15 protein-coding genes are annotated in these 19,942 nt (G+C 67.8%); 3 read left to right on the forward strand and 12 right to left on the reverse strand.

The genetic code is table 11. The annotated features are described in order from the left end of the window. Window positions 1-14: 14 nt before the first annotated feature. The 10 genes from rpoZ to pyrR form a co-directional block, all read right to left on the reverse strand. Window positions 15-290 (reverse strand): DNA-directed RNA polymerase subunit omega, encoded by a 276-nt coding sequence (gene rpoZ, locus ABZS43_RS09785; protein WP_355035424.1) that lies wholly within the window; start codon window positions 288-290, stop codon window positions 15-17. 144 nt (window positions 291-434) lie between these two features. Continuing rightward, window positions 435-1,016 carry a guanylate kinase gene (gene gmk, locus ABZS43_RS09790; RefSeq protein ID WP_355035425.1) on the reverse strand — a complete coding sequence of 194 codons (582 nt, stop codon included), beginning with the start codon at window positions 1,014-1,016 and terminating at the stop codon, window positions 435-437. A gap of 8 nt (window positions 1,017-1,024) precedes the next feature. Continuing rightward, window positions 1,025-1,345, reverse strand: coding sequence for an integration host factor, actinobacterial type (gene mihF / locus ABZS43_RS09795; protein WP_040708330.1), 321 nt, complete (start codon window positions 1,343-1,345; stop codon window positions 1,025-1,027). 614 nt (window positions 1,346-1,959) lie between these two features. Further along, a complete protein-coding gene (gene pyrF / locus ABZS43_RS09800; RefSeq protein WP_355035426.1) occupies window positions 1,960-2,784 on the reverse strand; it encodes an orotidine-5'-phosphate decarboxylase in 825 nt (274 codons plus the stop codon). A gap of 36 nt (window positions 2,785-2,820) precedes the next feature. Continuing rightward, a complete protein-coding gene (gene carB, locus ABZS43_RS09805; RefSeq protein ID WP_355035427.1) occupies window positions 2,821-6,168 on the reverse strand; it encodes a carbamoyl-phosphate synthase large subunit in 3,348 nt (1,115 codons plus the stop codon). A gap of 5 nt (window positions 6,169-6,173) precedes the next feature. Beyond that, the gene (carA, locus tag ABZS43_RS09810; RefSeq protein ID WP_355035428.1) at window positions 6,174-7,364 is read right to left on the reverse strand and encodes a glutamine-hydrolyzing carbamoyl-phosphate synthase small subunit; all 1,191 of its coding nucleotides are present in this window, start codon (window positions 7,362-7,364) and stop codon (window positions 6,174-6,176) included. Then, window positions 7,361-7,858, reverse strand: coding sequence for a transporter (locus ABZS43_RS09815; protein WP_355035429.1), 498 nt, complete (start codon window positions 7,856-7,858; stop codon window positions 7,361-7,363). The genes carA and ABZS43_RS09815 overlap by 4 nt, the downstream gene beginning before the upstream one ends. Further along, the gene (locus ABZS43_RS09820; RefSeq protein ID WP_355035430.1) at window positions 7,858-9,159 is read right to left on the reverse strand and encodes a dihydroorotase; all 1,302 of its coding nucleotides are present in this window, start codon (window positions 9,157-9,159) and stop codon (window positions 7,858-7,860) included. The genes ABZS43_RS09815 and ABZS43_RS09820 overlap by 1 nt, the downstream gene beginning before the upstream one ends. Before the next feature lie 76 nt (window positions 9,160-9,235). Next, complete coding sequence (locus tag ABZS43_RS09825; RefSeq protein WP_355035431.1) at window positions 9,236-10,195, reverse strand: aspartate carbamoyltransferase catalytic subunit; 960 nt, start codon at window positions 10,193-10,195, stop codon at window positions 9,236-9,238. Continuing rightward, on the reverse strand, window positions 10,192-10,827 hold the full coding sequence (gene pyrR, locus ABZS43_RS09830; protein ID WP_355035432.1) for a bifunctional pyr operon transcriptional regulator/uracil phosphoribosyltransferase PyrR: 636 nt from the start codon (window positions 10,825-10,827) through the stop codon (window positions 10,192-10,194). Before pyrR ends, ABZS43_RS09825 begins: the two co-directional genes overlap by 4 nt. Before the next feature lie 213 nt (window positions 10,828-11,040). On the opposite strand from pyrR, the gene ABZS43_RS09835 reads away from it, so the two are divergent. Beyond that, complete coding sequence (locus ABZS43_RS09835) at window positions 11,041-11,667, forward strand: alpha-ketoglutarate-dependent dioxygenase AlkB (protein WP_355035433.1); 627 nt, start codon at window positions 11,041-11,043, stop codon at window positions 11,665-11,667. A gap of 37 nt (window positions 11,668-11,704) precedes the next feature. After that, the gene (locus ABZS43_RS09840) at window positions 11,705-12,418 is read left to right on the forward strand and encodes an HD domain-containing protein (protein WP_355035434.1); all 714 of its coding nucleotides are present in this window, start codon (window positions 11,705-11,707) and stop codon (window positions 12,416-12,418) included. 7 nt (window positions 12,419-12,425) lie between these two features. Here the strand turns inward: ABZS43_RS09840 and ABZS43_RS09845 are convergent, their stop codons facing one another. Then, window positions 12,426-13,001, reverse strand: a complete 576-nt coding sequence (locus ABZS43_RS09845) for a helix-turn-helix domain-containing protein (protein ID WP_355035435.1) — start codon at window positions 12,999-13,001, stop codon at window positions 12,426-12,428. Between the two features lie 99 nt (window positions 13,002-13,100). Here ABZS43_RS09845 and ABZS43_RS09850 point away from each other — a divergent pair, with 99 nt between their 5' ends. Further along, on the forward strand, window positions 13,101-14,096 hold the full coding sequence (locus ABZS43_RS09850) for a zinc-binding dehydrogenase (protein WP_355035436.1): 996 nt from the start codon (window positions 13,101-13,103) through the stop codon (window positions 14,094-14,096). A 62-nt stretch (window positions 14,097-14,158) separates the two neighbouring features. Here ABZS43_RS09850 and ABZS43_RS09855 read toward each other — a convergent pair whose 3' ends face one another. Next, a complete protein-coding gene (locus ABZS43_RS09855) occupies window positions 14,159-19,894 on the reverse strand; it encodes a TIR domain-containing protein (RefSeq protein ID WP_355035437.1) in 5,736 nt (1,911 codons plus the stop codon). Between the last annotated feature and the right edge of the window lie 48 nt (window positions 19,895-19,942).

Below are 19,942 nucleotides of genomic sequence, written 5' to 3' on the forward strand. Positions count from 1 at the left end.
GGAGGACGACGATCTTATTCGCCTTCGGAATGCTCGAGCAGATCGGAGTGGATCTCACGCATCGCCACCGACAGCGGCTTCTCCTGCAGACCCGGCTCGACCAGCGGCCCGACGTATTCGAGGATGCCGTCGCCGAGCTGGTTGTAGTAGTCGTTGATCTGCCGTGCACGCTTGGCCGCGTAGATGACCAGGGCGTACTTGGACGACGTGCGCTCGAGCAGCTCATCGATCGGCGGGTTGGTCAGGCCGATCGGGGTGTCGTATACGTGCACGGTCTTGGTTTCGCTCACTGAGGAGGCTCCTGCGGGTCGGCGTTGGAAATCAATAGGTACTGAAATCAACGGGTACTGAATCAGCGGGTGCTCGAGTCTCGGGATCGCGGCGCGGCGGCCGATGTCCCGGTTTCGGACCCGGGACGACGACGGGCGCGGAGCCTATCTCGAAATAGTGCTAACGAACAACGATACCAACTGCTCACAGGCGCTGGTCACCTCGTCGTTCACGATCACGATGTCGAACTCGTCACAGGCCGCCAATTCGATCCTGGCGGTTTCCAGCCGACGCGCGATCACCTCGGGTGATTCCGTGCCGCGCGAGGTCAGCCGGGAGACCAGTTCATCCCAGCTGGGTGGGGCAAGGAAGACCAGAATGGCTTCGGGGAGCGCCCGGCGTACCGAGCGGGCACCTTCGAGGTCGACCTCGACGAGCACATTCTTGCCCGCCTTCAGCGCCTCGCGTATCGGACCTGCCGGGGTGCCCGACCTCTGCAGTCCGCCGTGGATCTCCGCCCATTCGAGCAGTTCGCCCGCCTCGATCATGGCGTCGAATTCCGCTCGGGAGACGAACCGGTAATCCAGTCCGTCGACCTCCCCGGGCCGGGGGGCCCGGGTTGTCGCGGACACACTGAAGACCAGTTCGGGCAGGAATTCCCGCACGCACCGCACGACCGTGGATTTGCCCACGGCCGAGGGGCCGACCAGTACAACCAGTCGGCCCTTCCGCGTGTGTTCGACCACCCTCGTAATCAGGCGTCGAAGTCGAACCGGGCCAACAGCGCCTTGCGCTGCCGATCGCCCAGCCCGCGCAAGCGGCGGGTGGGAGCGATCTCCAGTTCGGTCATGATCTCGGCAGCTTTGACCTTGCCGACCTTGGGCAGGGCCTCCAACAGCGCCGACACCTTCATCTTGCCGAGGATCTCATCGGTCTCGGCATCCTTGAGGACGCTCTTCAGGTCGGTGCCGCCGCGCTTCAGACGCTCCTTGAGCTCCGCCCGAGCGCGGCGAGCGGCCGCCGCCTTCTCCAAAGCAGCGGCGCGCTGCTCGTCAGTCAGCTGGGGAAGGGCCACGGTTCCTCCGTCTCATCGTTCATTGCATCAACTCCTGCCGGTAACCCGACAGTCTCAGCGACCGTACCCACGACGTCCTGCAATTGCGAACCCACCCCCCAGGTCAGCGCATGATTCCGACTGCCGTAGACACGCGCGCGACCGGATGCGCGCAAGACATCGATCACCGGGGTGATCGTACCGCCGTTCCGGTGAAATAGCCCACGACCTGGGGTTATTCGGGAAATAGGAGGGATAGCGGAACAGTAGCGGCGGAGCCGGAAGGAGCCCCAGCTACCGCACACCCGCCCGACCAGGAACTTTCTGGAAATTTCCGGCGTGTCGGTGCAACTTCCCGCGTGTCGTATCGAACACATGTCCCCATCGATGGGCGAGATCACACCACGCGGACCGGAACAGCGCCGACTGTCGACAACGACGACAAGGCCCCGGATTCCGGAAAATCCGGGGAATCCGGGGCCGTTCGCCTACTCGTATTCGACACCCGGTGCCCTCGGCGCCCGCTGGACGCCCCGGCGAGCACCGCCCTCACCGCGAGGGCTGCCACGTGGTCAAACCGGCGCAGAAGGCCATCTGGACGCCCGATAGAGGCACCGTGGGCTCGACACGCCGACTCAGGCGCGCAGGAACGCGAATTCGTCCTGGATCGCGTTCAGCCTGGCACGCAGTGCCGAAACCGATGGCCCCTCGCGCAGCACCTCGCGCGAGACGGCGGGCACCGCCGACCGCAGCGCCCCTTCGGGCACCAGCGCGCGCACGCTGGCGGGCCCACCACCCTGGGCGCCGACCCCCGGCATCAGGATCGGGCCGTTGAGGGTGGACAGATCGGGAGCTTCGGTCAGCGTCGCGCCGACCACGACGCCGACCGACCCGAATTCGCGGCCCGCGTTGCAGCGCGCGGCATCGTCGACCACGGACTGGGCGATGGTTCGCCCGTCCGCCGCGACCACCCGCTGCACCTGCCCGCCCTCCGGGTTGGACGTCGCGGCCAGCACGAACACCCCGCGGTTGTTGGTCTCGGCGAGCGTGAGCGCGGGCGCGAGCGACCCGAATCCGAGATAGGGCGAGACGGTCACCGCGTCCGCGCCGAGGGGGCCGTCACCGAGCCAGGCCCTGGCGTAGGCGTCCATGGTCGAGCCGATATCACCGCGTTTGGCGTCGGCCAGAACCAGTGTCCCCGACGCCCGCAGCACCGCGATGGTGCGCTCCAGCACCGCGATACCGCCGCAACCGTAGGCTTCGAAGAAGGCGACCTGCGGCTTGACCAGCGCGACGGTGCCGTCGAATGCCTCGACGCAGATCTCCGCGAATTTCTCCACGCCCTCGGCGTCGTCGGTCAGGCCCCAGGCGTCGAGCAGCTGGGGATGCGGGTCGATGCCGACACAGACCGGACCGAAATGCGCCATGGCATGGCGCAACCGGTCACCGAACGTCTTCATCGAGCCGCCTCCTTCGTCGAATCGGCCACGTCCGGGTCAGCCACGCAGCACCGAATGCAACTCCTGCAGGGAGCGCACCCCGATACCGCCGTTGATAACCGCTTCGATGCCCTGCACGGCCGCCGCCGCGCCCTGCACCGTGGTGATGCACGGAATATCCACGCCGACGGCGGCCGTGCGGATCTCGTAGCCGTCGACGCGGGGCCCGGAATTGCCGTAGGGGGTGTTGAACACCATGTCGACCTCGCCGTCGCGGATCTGGTCGACGATGCTCGGCAACTGATCCCCCGCGGCGTCGGCGGGATCGGGTTCCGAGTGCTTGCGGACCTGTTCGCACGGAATCCCGTTGCGGCGCAACATTTCCGCGGTACCCTCGGTCGCCAGGATACGGAAGCCGAGATCGTGCAGGCGTTTCACCGGGAACACCATGGCCCGCTTGTCGCGGTTGGCGATCGAGACGAACACGGTGCCCTCGGTCGGCAGCGAACCGTAGGCCGCGGCCTGGCTCTTGGCGAAGGCCGTGCCGAAATCGGCGTCGATACCCATGACCTCGCCGGTGGATTTCATCTCAGGGGAGAGCAGCGAGTCCACGCCGCTGCCGTCGGCGCGGCGGAACCGATGGAAGGGCAGCACCGCTTCCTTCACCGCGACCGGCGCGTCCAGCGGAACGTGCCCGCCGTCGCCTTCGCTCGGCAGCATGCCTTCCTTGCGCAATTCGGCGATGGTGGCGCCCATGGTGATCCGCGCCGCCGCCTTGGCCAGCGGCACCGCCGTGGCCTTGGAGACGAACGGCACGGTGCGGCTGGCGCGCGGATTGGCCTCGAGCACGTAGAGCACGTCGTCCTTGAGCGCGTACTGCACATTCAGCAGGCCCTTGACGCCGATACCCTTGGCCAGCGCCACCGTGGACCGGCGCACGGCCTCGATATCGCTGCGGCCGAGCGTGATCGGGGGCAGGGCGCAGGCGGAGTCGCCGGAGTGGATACCGGCCTCCTCGATATGTTCCATGACGCCGCCGAGGTAGACCTCCTCGCCGTCACACAGGGCGTCGACGTCGATCTCGATGGCGTCTTCGAGGAATCGGTCGACGAGCACGGGGCGGTCGGGGCTGAGTTCGGTGGCGCGAGAGATATAGCCTTCGAGCGATTTCTCGTCGTAGACGATCTCCATGCCGCGCCCGCCGAGCACGTAGGACGGCCGCACCAGCACCGGATAGCCGATACTCGTCGCGATCTTCTTGGCCTGCGCGACGGTGGTGGCGGTGCCGTATTTCGGAGCGGGCAGCCCGGCCGCGGCGAGCACGTCACCGAATTCGCCCCTGTCCTCGGCCAGGTCGATGGCCGCGGCGCTGGTGCCGACGACGGGCACCCCCGCGTCGGTCAGTCGCTGCGCGAGTCCGAGCGGGGTCTGGCCGCCGAGTTGCACGATGACACCCGCGACGGTGCCGGATTCGGTTTCCGCGTGGTAGACCTCGAGGACATCCTCGAAGGTCAGCGGCTCGAAGTAGAGCCGGTCGGCGGTGTCGTAGTCGGTGGAGACGGTTTCGGGGTTGCAGTTGACCATGACCGTCTCGTAGCCGGCCTGCGACAGCGTCTGCGCCGCGTGCACACACGAGTAGTCGAATTCGATGCCCTGGCCGATGCGGTTCGGGCCCGAGCCGAGAATGATCACCTTGTCGCGTTCGCGCTGCGGGGCGACCTCGGATTCCGCGGCCGGGTCGAGTTCGTAGGCCGAATAGTGGTACGGGGTCTTGGCCTCGAATTCGGCGGCGCAGGTGTCGACGGTCTTGAAGACAGGGCGAATGCCGAGCCGATGCCGAAGCACGCGCACACCGGTCTCCCCCGCCAGTTCGGGTCGCAGCGCGGCCAGCTGACGATCGGAGAGTCCGTAATGCTTGGCCCGGCGCAGCAGCGGTTCGTCCAGGACCGGGGCGTCGAGGATTTCGCTACGCAGGTCGACGAGTCCGGCGATCTCCGCGACGAACCACGGGTCGATCCCGGAGGCCTTCGCGACGACCTCGATGCTCGCGCCCAGCCGCAGGGCCCGTTCGACCTGGTAGATCCGCCCCTCGGTCGGGGTACGCAGATCCTCGAGGATCGCCTCGACGGCGGCCTGGACATCGTCGCCGACCGGAGCCCACTGCGCGTCGTCCTGGGTCCAGAACCCCGCCGCCTTGGTCTCCAGCGAACGCAAGACCTTACCGAGCGCTTCGGAGAAGTTGCGGCCGAGCGACATCGCCTCGCCGACCGACTTCATGGTGGTGGTCAGCGTCGCGTCGGCGCCGGGGAATTTCTCGAACGCGAACCGCGGCGCCTTGACCACCACGTAGTCCAGCGTCGGCTCGAAACAGGCCGGGGTCTCCTTGGTGATGTCGTTGACGATTTCGTCGAGCGTGTAGCCGATCGCCAGTTTGGCGGCGATCTTCGCGATCGGGAAACCGGTCGCCTTGGAAGCCAACGCGGACGAGCGCGACACACGCGGATTCATCTCGATCACGATCAGACGGCCGTCGGCCGGGTCCACCGCGAACTGGATATTGCAGCCGCCGGTGTCCACGCCGACCTCGCGCAGAATCGCGATACCCAGATCGCGCATCTTCTGGTATTCGCGGTCGGTGAGCGTCATCGCGGGCGCGACGGTGACCGAGTCACCGGTGTGCACGCCCATCGGGTCGACATTCTCGATCGAGCAGACGATCACGACATTGTCGCGGCTGTCGCGCATCAGCTCGAGTTCGAATTCCTTCCACCCGAGGATGGATTCCTCGATCAGCACGTTCGCGGTGGGCGATGCGGCCAGACCACCGCCCGCGATGCGGTCGAGATCGTCGTTGTTGTAGGCCATACCCGAGCCGAGGCCGCCCATGGTGAAGGACGGGCGAACCACCACGGGGAAGCCGAGTTCCGCCACGGTTTCGCGGACCTCGTCCATGGTGAAGCAGACCCGCGAGCGCGCGCTCTCGCCGCCGACCTTGGCAACGATATCCTTGAACTTCTGCCGGTCCTCACCGCGCTGGATGGCTTCGAAGTCCGCGCCGATCAGTTCGACGTCGTACTTCTGCAGCACGCCGTTCTCGTGCAGCGCGACCGCCGTATTGAGCGCGGTCTGCCCGCCGAGGGTGGCGAGAATGGCATCGGGACGTTCCTTGGCGATGACCTTCTCGACGAATTCCGGCGTGATCGGCTCCACGTAGGTCGAGTCGGCGTATTCCGGATCGGTCATGATGGTCGCCGGGTTGGAATTCACTAGCGACACCCGCAGCCCTTCGGACCGCAGCACCCGGCACGCCTGGGTGCCCGAGTAGTCGAATTCGCACGCCTGGCCGATGACGATCGGGCCAGAGCCGATCACCAGGATGTGCGATAGATCTTGACGACGAGGCATCGGTGTCAGATTTCCTTCCGCTGCGCGGCGGGGCCGCCTTCCATGAGACCGGCGAAACGGTCGAAGAGATAGGCGGCGTCGTGGGGTCCGGCGGCTGCCTCGGGGTGGTACTGCACCGAGAAGGCGCGACCGTCCACGAGCCGCACGCCTTCGACGGTGCCGTCGTTGGCGCAGACATGACTGACCTCGGCCTTGCCGAACGGGGTGTCGAAACGCTCCCCCTGTTCGCCCTCCAGCGCGAAGCCGTGGTTCTGCGCGGTGATCGAGATCCGCCCGGTGTCGTGTTCGACGACCGGGATATTGATGCCGCGATGGCCGAATTTCATCTTGTAGGTGTCGCGGCCGAGCGCGCGACCGAGGATCTGATTGCCGAAGCAGATGCCGAACAGCGGCACCCCCTTCTCGAGGACGCCTCGGGTCACCGCGACCGCACCGTCCTGGGTGGCCGGGTCGCCGGGTCCGTTGGACAGGAAGACGCCGTCCGGATTCAGCTCGAGGATCTGGTCGATCGAGGTCGTCGACGGCACCACGTGCACCCGGATCCCGCGCTCGGCGAACATGCGCGGGGTGTTGGTCTTGATGCCGAGGTCGACCGCGACGACGGTGAAGCGGTGGTCACCGACGGGCTCGATGGTGTAGAGCGAATCGGTGCTCACCTCTTCGGCGAGGTCGGCGCCGAGCATGGACGGCTGGCCGTTGACCCTGGCCACCAATTCGTCGGCGTCGGCGAGGGCCGCGCCGGAGAAGATGCCCGCCTTCATCGAGCCGCGGGTACGCAGATGCCGCACGAGGGCGCGGGTGTCGACACCCGCGATACCGACCACGTGCTGGCGCTGCAATGCTTCGGGCAGCGTGCCGGTCGCGCGCCAGTTGGAGGCGCGGCGCGCCGGATCGCGCACCACGTACCCGGCGACCCAGATCTTGCCGGATTCGTCGTCCTCGTCGTTCCATCCGGTATTGCCGATCTGCGGGGCCGTGGCCACGACGATCTGCCGGTGATAACTCGGATCGGTCAGGGTTTCCTGGTATCCGGTCATCGCCGTGCAGAACACCGCCTCGCCCAGGGTTTCGCCGACCGCGCCGTAGGCGGCGCCGCGGAAGACCCGGCCGTCCTCGAGCACGAGAGCGGCTTCGTCGTGCCCGCCGGTCGCCCGGCCACCGCCCCCCGCCGAATCGTTACCCGATACCGCACTCATCCTTGCTCATCTCCCGTCATCTCCCTGGCCCACGCCGGGTACACCGTCTTGTCGTCACCTCGGAAACCGGTATCTATCTCGGTTCCGGTCGGCAGCTTCCAGCGAATTACCAGCACACCATCTTCGGTCATCACTTTGCCCGCGTGCCCGCGCTCGGTGCGCACGGCGGTGATGGACTCCTCGGGAATCCAGATCACCGTCGCGCCGTCGCGCTGGAGCAGGATTCCGCGTTCGAACCGGGTGAGTTCGGCCGTGGCGCGGAAACCGAGGTCGCCCACCGCTATCCGGTCCTGCCAACTGGGCGCGATGGTGCTGCCCAGGTAGAGCCCGGTCGTCGGCTCGAGCACCTGCGCGCCGAGTTCGGCGGGCACCGTCGGCAGCTCGCCGATACGCTCCGCCTGACTCGCGGCGCGGCGCTGCCAGCCCCGGTACATCAGCCAGACGCAGACGACGAAGAACGCCAACGTCCCGACCACCCACAGTGTTCTTTCCACTACGGACCTCCCACCGCTTTGCCCTCGCGGGCGGTTATCCGGCCCCGCAGCAACGTCGTCGTCACCTTGGCGGGGAACGTCATCTCCTCGAACGGGGTGTTGTTCGAGATGCTGGCGAGCTCGGTGGCCCGCACGGTCCAGCTCGCGTCCGGATCGACCAGCGTCAGGTTGGCGGGTTCGCCCACCTCGATCGGTCGGCCGTGCTCATCGAGTCCGACGATGGCCGCGGGCCGTTCACTCATCACCCTGGCCACACCGCGCCAATCGAGCAGACCAGGTTCGACCATCGTCGCCACGATGATCGACAGCGCGGTTTCCAGACCGAGCATGCCGGGCCGGGCGGCGGCGAATTCGCAGCACTTGTCCTGTTCGGCATGCGGGGCGTGGTCGGTCGCGACGCAGTCGAGGATGCCATCGGCCAGCGCCCGGCGCAGCGCGGCGGTATCAGAGGCCTCGCGCAGCGGCGGGTTCACCTTGTTGACCGCGTCGTAGGTCTCCAGCCGCGAGTCGTCCAGCAGCAGATGGTGCGGGGTGACCTCGGCGGTAATCGAAATACCCTGGGACTTGGCCCATTTGATCAACTCGACGGTACCGGCCGTGGACGCGTGGCAGATGTGCACGCGGGCGCCGGCGTCGCGGGCGAGCAGCGCGTCGCGGGCGACAATCGATTCCTCGGCGGCGCGGGGCCACCCGGCCAGGCCCAGGCGCGCGGCGGTCGGACCTTCGTGCGCCACCGCGCCTTCGGTCAGCCGCGGCTCCTCCGCGTGCTGGGCGATGAGAACGCCAAGGGAGTTCGCGTATTCCAGCGCGCGACGCATGATCAGCGGGTCGTAGACGCAGTGGCCGTCATCGGAGAACATGCGCACCGCGCCGACGCCCGCGGCCATGGTGCCCATTTCGGCGAGTTGCTTACCCGCGAGGCCGACGGTGACCGCGCCCACCGGGTACACGTCGACGAGCCCGACTTCCTGACCGCGCCGCCACACGTGATCGGTGACGACCACCGAATCGGCGACCGGATTGGTATTGGCCATCGCGAAGACGGCGGTGTAGCCACCGAGCGCGGCTGCGGCGGAACCGGTTTCGATGGTCTCGGTATCCTCGCGACCGGGTTCGCGCAGGTGGGTGTGCAGATCGACGAAACCGGGCAGCAGGATCTGCCCCTTCGCGTCGATGATCTCGGCGGCCTCGCTCGCGGACAGATCCGGCCCGATCTCGACGATCACGCCGTCGCGCACCAGCACGTCGACCGGTTCGCCCTCGCCGTAGGGACGCGCGGCCTCGATCAACAACTCACTCATGCCGCGCCGCCTTCCGCCCGGATCTCGGTACCGATGGATTTCCGTCCTTTGCCGCCCCCGCCCGCACCGCGCGCGCTCATACGGCGACCGCCTCCTGGGTGCCGACCAGCAGCCGGAACAGCACAGCCATGCGCATGTGCACCCCGTTGGTGACCTGCTGCAGGATCGCGGCCTTCGGCGAATCCGCCACGGCCGAGGCGATTTCCATACCGCGCAGCATCGGGCCGGGGTGCAGGACGACGGCGTGGTCGTCGAGCAGTCCGAGCCTGCGTTCGGACAGACCGTAGGTCACCGCGTACTCGCGGGCCGAGGGGAAGAAGCCGCCGTTCATCCGCTCGGCCTGTACCCGCAGCATCAGCACCGCGTCGGCGCCGGGCAATTCGGCGTCGAGCGCGTGCGAGATCCGCGCTGGCCACGCGTCGACGCCGACGGGAAGCAACGTGCGCGGCGCGACCAGCACCACCTCCGCGCCGAGGGTGTCGAGGAGGAAGACATTCGATCGCGCGACCCGGCTGTGCAGGATGTCGCCGACGATGACGACCCGCTTGCCCGCGATATCGCCGAGGCGCTGGCGCAGGGTGAGCGCGTCGAGCAGGGCCTGCGTCGGATGTTCGTGCGTTCCGTCACCGGCATTGATGACGGCGGGAGCGGATCCGCGACCGGCGGCGGCCCAGCTGTCCATCCAGCGCGCGATCTGATGTGCGGCGCCGGAGGCCGGATGCCGCACGATGAGCGCGTCGGCACCCGCGGCATGCAGGGTGAGCGCGGTATCGCGCAGCGATTCGCCCTTGGAGACCGAGGAACTGCTGGCGCTGACATTGATGACGTCGGCGCTCATCCATTTGCCCGCGACCTCGAAGGAGACGCGGGTGCGCGTCGAATTCTCGTAGAAGACAGTCATCACGGTGCGCCCGCGCAAGGTCGGGAGTTTGTGCACTTCGCGGCCGAGCAGCGCCTGCTCGAAGCGTTCCGCCTCGTCGAGCAGTTCGGTGGCGGCGTCACGGTCCAGGTCGGAGACGGTCAGCAGATGCCTCACTGCGCGTCCTCCTGGTGCAGGTAGACGCCGTCGCGGCCGTCGTGTTCGGCGAGCAGCACCGAGATGTCCTCCGAGCGTGAGGTCGGCACGTTCTTGCCGACGAAATCGGCGCGGATGGGGAGTTCGCGATGTCCCCTGTCGATCAGCACCGCGAGCTGGACCGCACGCGGCCTACCCAGATCGCGCAGACCGTCGAGCGCGGAGCGCACGGTGCGGCCGGAGAAGAGGACGTCGTCGACGAGGACGACGAGCGCGTCCTCGATGCCGCCGTCCGGCACCGAGGTGCGTTCCAGCGGGCGATGCGGGCGACTGCGCAGGTCGTCACGGTAGAGGGTGATGTCGAGCGATCCCAGCGCGGGGCGGACCCCGGAGAATTCCTCGATCTTGTCGGTGAGCCGTGCCGCCAGCGTGGTGCCTCGGGTCGGAATGCCGATCAGCACGACGCGCGGCGCACCGGATTCGCCCGAATCCAGGGCGGTTCTCTCGATGATCTGATGCGCGATGCGCGCGATGGTCCGGCTCACATCCGACGCCGACAACAGTTCGCGCCCCGCCTCCACCCACTCGGGGGTGTGCCGCTGCGATACCTCGGCACCGCCGGACTTGGCGACCCGATCTCCGGGCACAGCCATGCCGACCTCCTTCCCCGCCTCACCGGACGGTCCGTTAAAGGATGTCTTACGCAGAGCAGCGTAACAGCGCCGAACAGCGCGCTTTCACCAGCGGTATCGCCTTGTGAGCCCCGCCACGTGCGGCCCGTCGCGGACTCCCGACCTCGTCCCCGCGCGACGACCGAGTCCGATACCCGCTAGCACATACGTTCGATGCCACGTAGATTCGAGTGCGTGCCGACACCATTTCAAGGTTCACTGCTCGACGGATTCGGTGACGTCACGGTCGGCGCGCCGGAAGGAATTCGCCGCACCGCGCTCACCGCGGGCGCGTGGGTCGATGTATTGCCCGGATGGTTGACCGGCGCGGATCTGCTGTTCGAGCGACTGGCCGACACGGTGCCGTGGCAGGCCGAGCGCAGACCGATGTACGACCGAGTGGTCGACGTACCGCGCCTGCTGCGGTTCTACGGCGAGCGCGACGATCTTCCCGATCCGGCGTTGGACGCGGCGCGCACCGCGCTGAGCACCCACTATCGCGACGAACTCGGGGAACCGTTCCGCACCGCGGGTCTGTGCTACTACCGCGACGGACGCGACAGCGTGGCCTGGCACGGAGACACCATCGGAAGGGGCGCCACCGACGACACCATGGTCGCGATCCTGTCCGTCGGCGCTCCACGCGCGCTGCTGTTGCGTCCGCGCGGGGGCGGCGCGAGTATCCGCTATCACGTGGGACACGGCGATCTGCTGGTCATGGGCGGATCGTGTCAGCGGACCTGGGAGCACGCGGTACCGAAGACGCGCAAGCCCACGGGGCCCCGGATCAGCATCCAATTCCGGCCCCGCGGCGTGCGATGACAACGACTCGGCCTCGACGCGCGGATAGATTGGCGTTATGAGCAATCCAGGGGCGGGGGTCTTGGCCGTTATGCCGCTGCACACGATCAGCGAGGTCTACGGCGAAGCCGGGCTGCGAGAACGACTACTGCTGGAAATCGCGGAACTACCGGATACCGATCGACTCACCGACGCCCTCGAACTCGCCGCCGAACTGCATCGCGAGGACCGCTACGGCCGCGAACCGTATCTCAGTCATCTCTTGCGGGTGACGATTCGGATCGTCAGCCACTACGAGGTCCGCGATCCGGATCTGGTCGTGGCGGGACTACTGCACGATTCGGTCGAGGACCACCCTCGGGAATTGGCAGGCAGCCGTCCCGGCGATCCGAGGTCGGCCGCGCTGGAGGCGCTCGCCGAACGTTTCGGAACCCGCGTCGCCGATATCGTCGCCGCCGTGACCAATCCGGCCCGCGATCCGGATCAGGACAAGCACGAACAATATCGCGAACATATCGCGGCCGATCTCGATCGGGCGCCGTGGGCGCGCATCGTCAAACTCTCCGATTTCACCGATAACGGCGTCGGAATTCTCTACGCGACCGGACCGGCGATGGCGCGACTCGCCACCAAGTACCGGCCACTGACCGATATCTACCGGGATTTGGTCAACCGGCCGGATACACCGCTGGCCGACCACGTCAAACAGCTCATCCTCGATCAACTGGATCGGGCGGACGAGCGTTTCGAAGCGATCCTGGCGGCCGACTGAGCGGCGATCATGGCGTCCGCAGCACCGATTCGACCAGTGATCGGACGGCGGCGCGGAGACGTTCGGCCTGCCCCGCGCGCACCAGCCGCGATGTCAGTTCACTGCCCAGCGGCGCGAGCAGCAGTGCGCCGACCACCTCCGCGTCCAGGTCGGGGCGCGCCTCGCGCAGCAGTGCGGTGATATGCGCCGCCCAGAACGCGTGGATTTCGTCGCGCTGCGGGTGCGGGGCATCGGACTGGTAGGCGACCATGAGTTCGAGATTGTCGATCACGACTCCGGCCATCGCGTCGAAGTAGGCGAGCAGCCGGTCCGCCGCCGGGGCGCCGGGCCCGAGCGGTGGCGGACCTGCGGTCACCGCGTCCATCAGGGCGAGAGCGGGTTCGGCGACCAACTCGTGCAGGAGACCGGTCCTACTGCCGAACCGGTGAAAGATCGTCCCCTTACCGACTCCCGCCGCCGCGGCGACCCGATCCATGGTGACCGCCTCGGCCCCGTGCTCGGCCAGCAACGCCCTGGTCGCATCGAGTATCGCGCGCCGATTGCGGGCCGCGTCGGCACGCTCCCTCGGACGGTCCCCTGCCATCTCACCCACTTTCCCAATTGACAAGTTGACCGACGGTCCATATCGTTCGACATCTGGACCGGCAGTCAACTTATGGAGTTCTCGATGCAGGCAATCGTAATGACAAGGACGGGCGGACCCGAGGTGCTGGTGGCCCGCGAGAGCCCGACGCCCCGCCCCGGCACGGGCGAACTGATGATCCGGACCGAGGCGATTCCGGTGCTCTATCCCGAAACCGCCTTGCGCTCGGGCGCGTTTCCGCTGGCCGCCGCGCCGCCGCTGGTCTTCGGATTCCAGGCGGTCGGCGTCGTCACCGAGATCGGGCCGGAGGTCGACGCGGCACTGGTCGGTCGGCGGGTCGCCGTCGCCACCCCCGGTTTCGGCTCGTACGCCGAATATGTCTGCGCACCGGCGGTTTCCGCGACCGCCGTGCCCGAAAGCCTCTCCGCCGCCGATGCCGCGGCGGTGCTGATGAGCGGATCGGTAGCGGTCACGCTGCTCGACGCGGCGGGACGCACCGGCACCGAGACGGTCCTGATCGAAGCCGCGGCGACGGGCGTCGGGGCGGCGTTGACCCAGTTGGCCGCCCAGCGCGGACTGCGCGTGCTGGCCACCGCGGGCGGTCCGGCCAAGGCCGAACGAGCCCGCGCACTCGGCGCCGCCGAGGTCTTCGACCACCGCGACGCGGACTGGACCACGCGCCTGCGCGAATCCCTCGGCGGCGCGACGGTCGACATCGTCTTCGATTCCATCGGCGGCGCCACCGCCGCGGACCTGCTCGACCTCGTCACACCACTGTCCGGGCGGATACTCGGCTACGGATTCCTCTCCGGCGCACCGGCTCAGATCTCGGCCGCCGATCTGATCGCCCGCGGACTCACCTTCGTCGGCTGCGCCGGGCCGCACTGGCTCGCGGTCGTCGACGCCAATCGCGCACGGGCCTTCGAACTCGCGGCGAACGGGCACCTCGATCCCCTGGTCGAATCCGTGCTGCCCCTGGAACGCGCCGACGAGGCACACCGACTGGTCGAGGCGAGGACGCCGCTCGGCAAGATCATCCTGCGTCCCACACGACACCCATTCGCCGCGTCGACGAATTCGGCGGGCAACCGATAACGCCGTACGACACCGGGCATCCGTACATCAGAACCGGCACGGGCGGCGGCAGACCAGGACGGTCAGAAGGGGTCGTCCGAAGCCAGTCGCCGCACCTCGGGAACGTAGGGGTCCAGTTCACCGGTTTCGAAGCGCGACATGCCGATCACGTACCAGAACTGCCCCGCGATATTGCCCTCGAATTTGTATCGCCCGTCGGGAGCGAGCGCCGCCCAGCCCTCCGGAAGCCCTAGCAGGACAGCGTGAACGGCGGCCGGTTCGGCCGGTTGTGCCCCCGTCGCCCAGACGATGACGTTTCCGTCGTCACCGCCGCTGGCGAGCCACCGGCCGGCCGGGCTGAAGGTCAGGGACCAGATGCGTCGCTTATGCCCCTCGAGGGTATGCAGATGACGACCGGTCTCGATATCCCACAGGCGGACGACGAGATCGTCGCCTCCGGTGGCAAGGGTTCCGGTCCGCGCGTCGACCGCGGCGGCCCACAGTCGGCCGGTATGGCGCGTCAGCTCGTGCAGCGCGGCGCCGGTCGCCACATCCCAGATGCGCGCCGTGCCATCCCATGAGGCGCTGGCCAGCCGGTCGCCGTGGATCGCCACCGCGTACACCCGGTCCTGATGACCGCGCAGGTTCTGTAGTAGTCGCCCGGATCGCACCTCCCAGATCCGGACCACCGAATCGTCACAGCCCGTGGCCATCAGGCTGCCGTCGGCGTTGAAGGCGATGGACCGGACCCTGCCCCGGTGTTCGGCGCAGACCGTGTGCAGCGCACCGGTGGTTCGCACCCAGATGACCACCGTGTCGTCGTCATTGGCGGTGGCGAGGAATTCTCCCGTCGGGTCGAAGGCGAACGCCCACACGGGCGCCGACTCGATATTGATATGTCTGTCGTAGACGCCGGTGCCGAGGTTGAACAGGCTGAGTCTGCCGTCATTGCCGACGGTGCCCAGTTGCTGGGGCACGGCGACGTTGAACAGGGCGGATTCGAACGTGAACAGCCGGTCCTCGCTGCCGACCAGACGTCGCGTGAGGCGGCCGGTCAGCGGATCCCACAGCCGCACCACACCGTCGTTGCCGCAGGAGGCGAGCAGGGTCGCGTCGGCGTTGAAGGTCACCGAGGTGATCTGTCTGCCGTGCCCGGTCAGGGTATGTTTGCACCCGCCGGTCACCGGATCCCACAGCCGCGTGGTGAATTGGTCGTCGGTGACGGCGAGCTGCGCGCCGTCCGGCCGGAAGGCGAACGGCCACACCGAACCGGTATGCGCCGAAAGGCGGTGCCTCAGTTGGGCGCTCGTGCCGTCACGCAGACATACCAGGCCCGCGCTGTCGCCGGAGGCCAGGACGTCGCCGGTCGGGTCGAAGGCCAACCAGTAGATGGCGGCGCCGTGTTCGGTGGGCGCGTGCAGCGCGGCCCCGGTGCCGGTATCCCAGAAGCGCAGTCCCCCATCGGTGTCCCCGCTGGCCAGAATGGGTTCGGTGGGATGGAAGGCGACGGTGTACACCCGTCCGGTATGTCCCGCGAGAGTGCGGACTGTCAGCCCGGTCGCCGGATCCCAGAGCGCGAGTGTGCCGTCGACGCCCGCCACGGCCAGTAGCCTGCCGTCGGGGCTGAAGGCGACGCGGAATACCGAGCCGGGCGCTCCGACGAATTTTCCTGTCTCCACACCGGATTCGGTATCCCACAGCCGGACTGCGCCGTCGCGGTAGGACGCGGCGATCAGGCCGCCGTGAAAATCCATGCTGTAGATCAGTTCCTGCCCGTCCGCGGGCCGACAGGTATGCCGTAGTTCGCCGTCGGGGAGCGACCACAGCCGCAGCACACCCTCGGCGTCGCCGGTGGCAAGCAGATCCCCGGATCCGCTCAGCACCACCGGCCAGGGCCAGGCCCGGTGCCCCTGGAGAATGCGGCGCAATTCGCCGGTGACGGCGTCCCAGATGCCGACCGTTCCGTCACCGGATCCGGTGACCAGGACGGTATCGGTATAGGCGACCGCGAAGGTGCGGGCCCGGTGCGTTTGCAGAGTCCGCAGTGGACGACCGGTCTCGCTGTCGCAGATCAGCACGCCGCCGTCGTCGCTGCCGTTGGCGAAGGTGTTGCCGTCCGGGCTGTAGGCCACCGGCTGCGGCAGCCTGCCGTGCCTGGCGTCGAAGCCGTGCCTGACACCGATCGCGGCGGGCGCGAATTCGGTTCCGGCCGCGAACCCCGGCACTCGAGCCGCGCCGCGCAGGTCGGTACCCGCCGGTGTTCCGGTGACGTCGAGCAGCGCGGCACGGTGCCAGCGGCTACCGGCGGCACGGGATCCGGTGAGATCCGTGCGGGCCAACCGCGCGCGAGTCAGATCGGCGTCGGTCAAGTCGGCGCCCGTCAGCAGCGCCGCGTCCAGCCGCGCCGCGACCAGCCGGGTGCCGCGCAGGATCGCGTGCGACAGATTCGTCCCGACCAACCGGGCTTCGGTGAGGTCGGCGCCGCTGAGATCCACCCCACGCAGGTCCCGGTAGGACAGGTCCTCCCCCGCCAGCGCGGCGCCGCGCAGATCGGCGGTCGGCGCGGTGCGCAGGCGGGTGGTCATCCGCAGCGCGTTCGTGCGCGAATGATCGTCGGCCGCCGAATCCGCCAGCACCGCCTCGGCCCACGCGCGCGCCGCCCTGAGATCGGCGAGATCGCACAGGAAGTCGATGGTCAACTGCGACAGCGGGGCCATGGACAGTTGCGGCGGAGCCGATGTCCCCGCCGCGAACTGGTCGGCGATATGGTTGGCGACCAGCCATTCCATGACCGAGAGATGGATGAATCCGAAGAGGTTGTCCTCCGTGCGCACCAGCAGACTGCCCGAGCCGATCGCGTGCGCGGATTGCGGAACAGACATCGACTGCGGGCCGAGCAGCTCGACGAGATCCCTTGCCACATCGGTCAATTCAGACAGGTGCAGATAGGGTTCGCCGGATTCCCAACTGCGCACGGCGAATGCCGTAACGGCGAGCCAGAGTTCGTGCACCCGCAGGCCCGGCAGCGCGCCCCTGACGGCTGCGACCCGGTCGGCCTCATAGGTCAACCAGGATTCCAGGATCTCGCGGTAGAGCCCGGCCGGTCCGACCGCCTGTTCGGCGCTGGCCGCGGCGCGCAGTCTGCGCTCGTCCAGATCCGCGATGAAACTCAACATGCGCGGGTTCTGCGCCAGTCCGAGCAGATCCTGGATGCCGGTGATCAACCGCATCCTGCTGTCGGCCCTGCCTTCGTCACCGTCGTAACGGTTGGCGAGGTAGGCCCTGATCTGCGCGGGCGCGAAATCCTCGATACCGATGATTCGCCGGTCCTGTAACACCCCGACGCGCTCGCCGAGCGCGGACAGCACCTGGGCCCGTGACTCGAAATGCTGGGTACGGCTGGCCACGATGATCTTCGCCTTGCCGACCGCGGCCTGGAGCAGGGTTTCCAGGTGCTCGGCGGCGAACTCGTAGCTGATGCGGGTGACGAGTTCGTCGAAGCCGTCGAACAACAGCACCACCCGGCCCTCGCGCAGCATGTAGCGCAGCGATTTCAAGTCGATCCGGTCCTCGCCGTGATCGGCCAGGTGCGCGGCGACGAGTCCGTCGACCGAGTGGGTTTTGTCCAGCGTGCGCAGTTCGATGAGAATCGGGATCAGCGCGGGCATGGTCTCGGTGATGCGGCGGGCGACTTCGCGCAGCGCGAAGGTCTTCCCGCGCCCGAAATCGCCGAGCAGCAGGACGAAGCGCCCGTGATCGGCGGCGACCAGACTCGTCAGCTCGCCGACGAGATCGTCACGAATCAGGTGATCGCCGTCGTCGAGCAGGCGGAAACGCTGTGGCACATACATATCCGGTGGGTAGCGCCGATCGGTGCGCAGTCGGACGGCCTGCCCGGCGAGGTAGTCCGCGAGGTCGAGCAGCCCTTGGAACTCGACGAAACTGCGTACCCGCAGGCCGTGACTCGCGGCTTCCTCCCGCAGCGAACGCGGCGGGGCCGCACCGCGATAGACGAGTTCGGAACCGTACTCCGGATCGTGGCTGAGAAATTCCTCCACCACCTGCCTGGTCACATCGCCGACATGCACACCGATGCGCCACTGAGCGACGACCTCGTCGACTTGGTGGGTGACGAACAGGTGTGGGGGATCCACGTCGACGCGCCGGATCCTGGCCCCCGGATAGCGGGTTTCGCAGACCTCGGCCACCCGATCGAGCAGTCTCCCGTGCGGGTCGACGATCGCCGGCGTCTCGGCGGGCGGCGCCGAGATCTCGGTATCTTCCTTTGCCGCCAATTCGAGGTCAGCGGCGGTGAGCAGCGCGGCGGCCGAACTCGACCATGAGCGTTCCAGACGGGCGCCAGGCTCACCGGGACGCGCGTCGCGGCTGCTGTAGCGGGCCAGCCCTTCGGTGGTGATGTGGATGATCTCGGAACGTCCCGGCGCGTCCGCGGGAAGCACCGGCAGTTTGCCGTCCAGGAAGTCCAGATGCCGACCGCCGGGGCCGGGGCCGTGGATCAGCAGATGAAGTCTGTTCCCCAACAACCGCGACAGCGTATCGACATCGTGGAGCAGAGCGGGATCACGCGGTGCGGCGGCCGGGCCTGGCAGCGGATCGTGGCGCACCACGCCGAGCCGCAGCCAGCCCAGCTCTTCGAACGGCCGCAGTCGTTCGGCGAACCACGCGGTCTGCGGTTCGCCGAGCATTCCGTAATCGTCGTCGGCCCGGTGCGTCGCCGCCATCGTCGAATTCAAACCCGCCACCACCACGCGCAATTCGGGGATGGGGAACAGGGTCCACGGCTGACCCACATCGAAGACCAGGTGTTCCAGCCCCTGGTAGAGCTCGCCGAACAGACGCGCGTACTGCTCGAGCTTGGGGAAGTACGGTGGCTGAGGCCGCCGATCGCGGGCTTCGCAGGTCAGGAAATACGCGTGACATGCCACCTTCGACACATCGTGGTTGCCAGGCACGACGATCAGCCGGTCGGGTTCCAGGCCGAGCAGTACCCGCAGCCCGGTCAGGAACGACAACGCCTCGTCGACCTCTCTCGGACGGCCGGACTCGGTCAGATCACCGGTCACCACGATGAGATCGGGTTTCGGCACGCCCTGATCCACCAGATGGGTGACGTCGGCCCATATGCGGGCCTGCAATTCCCGCGCGGTCGCGGGTTCGTCGCGCCCGAACAGACCGCGGCCGAAGCGTGGACCTGCCACGTGCAGTACCGAGACGCCCTCGTGACGGTCGGCGGCCCGATCGCCCGCACCGGGAAATCCGGGCGCGGAAACCGGCGTGCGCCTGTTCAGCGGGGATTCGACGGTGCCGCCGTCCTCCTCGTCGGCGATCCGGTCCTGCGGTGCGGTGTCGTAGGGGTAGCGCGGTTCCAACTGCGGTTTGGCCCGTCCGGCCAGCAGATGCCCGACCCGCTCGAGCAGAATCCCGCGCGCCTCGTCGGCGGTCCTCACCCCGACGAGATCCAGGTAGGTGATCGTGGCAAGCAGACCTTCGAGTGTGCATTCCGCGATCCGTACCGGCAGCAGCTTTCCTGGATCGGTCCGAAATGCCGCCTGCCACTCCATGGTTCCGTACCGCGATCCGACGTAATTATCGGACAGCACCGCGATGACCACCGCCGACTCGCGGACCCCGCGATCCATGAAGTCGATGAAGTTGGTACCCGGCACGAAATCCCAAGCCTGGATCAAGGTTCGGTGGCCTGCGGTTTCCAACTGCCAGGCCAGCCACGTCGCCCACCGTTCGTCCGCGGGTGAATAGCTGATGAAAAAGTCCCTCTGCAGCCCGCCCCGCTGTATCACGCCCCCAGTATGCCCGGTCCGGTCGTTCGATCCGCCCCGCATCGAACT

The organism is Nocardia sp. NPDC005366 (assembly GCF_040606855.1).
In the GTDB taxonomy this organism is placed as follows: Bacteria; Actinomycetota; Actinomycetes; order Mycobacteriales; family Mycobacteriaceae; genus Nocardia.